Origin of the sequence: Desulfobacter curvatus DSM 3379 (genome assembly GCF_000373985.1) — a bacterium.
Taxonomy (GTDB): domain Bacteria; phylum Desulfobacterota; class Desulfobacteria; order Desulfobacterales; family Desulfobacteraceae; genus Desulfobacter; species Desulfobacter curvatus.
Genome location: NZ_KB893005.1, coordinates 1 through 1,994 on the forward strand (window position 1 = coordinate 1; position 1,994 = coordinate 1,994).

Consider the following 1,994-nt stretch of genomic DNA (forward strand, 5'->3'; position numbering starts at 1 on the left):
AACCTTGTATCAGATTATATTTTTTGGACATTTAGGTTTTCGGGCGTTATCCATGATGCAAACAAGAAATACCAAGGTGCGCAATTATGGTATTTTTCCGGGGGCATCAAGGAAAAAATCCGGTCAGCATTACCAGAACGATTGAACCCTTTGAAAATTAATTGACATTGAGGAGGGCTCATAAACTCATCAAAATTTTTTTAAAAGATTCAGGGTATAATCAATGGCATCTATATTATTCCCGGAAACCTTAGATTTCAGCGTTTCGAGTTTAGCCTTTACATCAGGCATATTAGCTTTGGTAATCTCTTTGGCTGATTGTTCAAGAATGCAAACCCATCCTGTTGTATTATCATCCGGGACGGCCAATATGTTAATCAGTGTTTCGAGAGCTTTCTCTTTGATAGTTTCTTCGTTTTCATTCAAGATCCTTGACAACACCCTGATCAAAAAAAGATTGGTCTCTTCGGCATTTCCACGCATTTTCCATCCCCTGTCATTAACTACACGAATAGTCTCATTCGGAGAAGCCAAAAGGGTCTGGGCCAGCTTTTCTTCATAATGCGGGGTTTTGTTTCTATAAAGTGTTTCATCCGCCGTTTTAATCACCTCGATTATTTCTGCTGTTTTGTCGATTTCCATTTCAGGCGGTTGCAGACTTTTTTCGTTTGATGCTTCAGATGAAGCGGTCATACCGACCACTTTGTTTTTAATTTTTTGTAACCAATTTTCGGTGATATTCATTTTAATCCTTAACTTAACTTTCGGTGATCAAAAACGGTAGTTAATTGGAAAATAACTGTTTGAAATACTTTAAAAATCAACGAATTTCACATTTTTTATATGGCTAAGTCGGCAAACAAAAACCTCAAAAAAAGGAAATTTGTAGAAAAGGATACTACATTTGCCAGCAAACAAAATCAAATCGAAACTTTGGATGATTTTGTTCCTATGGGATAACTGTTTTCGTGGTCTAACTTTGTTCAGGAAACTTGCCTTTCTGTTGAACAGTTGACGGTTTATGAAACATGAAATATAGTTCTCAAAAAGGGATGTTTTTGAGAGCTATATTTCACGAAAAAACATTCTATCTTGCATATTCAAAGCCCAAAATGGGTGCTACCCTAAAGAAAAAAAGGAAAAATTGTTAATGAGAATCACTATAGACCTTGAGTTTAGCAAAGAAACAACGCAGCTACTCCAGGAAACGATCAAAAAAGTCCAAAATCTCATTCCTGAAAAAGCATTCAACATCTCGATCCATGAGCCCCCAGACAATGCACCCACATCAGACGATACCACCGATAAGAGCAATGATGTTGAAGCTGTCGCCCCTGTCTCAAAATCTAAAAAGCCCAGGAAAATAAGAAAGAACTTCAGACAAAACATCTTAAAGTTGATCAATAAGAATGAAGGCCTATCCCCACAAGAAATTCAAACGATGACCGGATTAACCAGTAAACAGGTTTCCAATGTCGTCTCTCTCTTAAAAAGAAACGGGTTGGTGGATCGGATAAAAGGGAAATACTACAAAAAGACTGAGCCTGGAATTGAGTCTGAAAGCCCGGTTGACGAAGGCGAAAATGTAGCCCCTAATCCATAAAAAAATTCGGATCATTTATTCGTTGAGGGGGATACTGATCCCAATTGTTACCGTTGCTCTGCTTATGTAAAAAGGAGGGATGTATAGTGCAAAGATTCTTTTTCTTTTTTATGATAGCTGGAATAATAATTTTGAATGTTTTCCTGTTGCTTTATGGATACTATCTTCTTTCCTTTGCATTTCAGTGCAGTTCAGTGGGGGGGCTGTTTTATATTTATAAAGCAACATCAAATAGGCATATTGAAAATTTGGTATTAACGTACTTGAAAAAACACAATGGCGCTACGAAAAACGAACTTATTGCTTTTTTTTTATATGAAACACTCCCCTCAAAAAAGGGAATAGCGTTCCATTGGTTGTATGGCTTTTTGTTCCACAACACTTTTATTAC

2 protein-coding genes and 1 pseudogene are annotated in these 1,994 nt (G+C 36.9%); 2 read left to right on the top strand and 1 reads right to left on the bottom strand.

Annotated elements, in window-relative coordinates:
• Positions 1 to 189 precede the first annotated feature (189 nt).
• Complete coding sequence (locus tag B147_RS0108355; protein ID WP_020586758.1) at positions 190 to 744, bottom strand: hypothetical protein; 555 nt, start codon at positions 742 to 744, stop codon at positions 190 to 192.
• Positions 745 to 1,150: 406 nt separating this feature from the next.
• On the opposite strand from B147_RS0108355, the gene B147_RS0108360 reads away from it, so the two are divergent.
• Together B147_RS0108360 and B147_RS32410 are read left to right on the top strand one after the other, a co-directional pair.
• Positions 1,151 to 1,603, top strand: a complete 453-nt coding sequence (locus B147_RS0108360) for a MarR family transcriptional regulator (protein WP_020586759.1) — start codon at positions 1,151 to 1,153, stop codon at positions 1,601 to 1,603.
• A gap of 86 nt (positions 1,604 to 1,689) precedes the next feature.
• Positions 1,690 to 1,994, top strand: a pseudogene (locus tag B147_RS32410) (hypothetical protein); the annotation flags it as partial.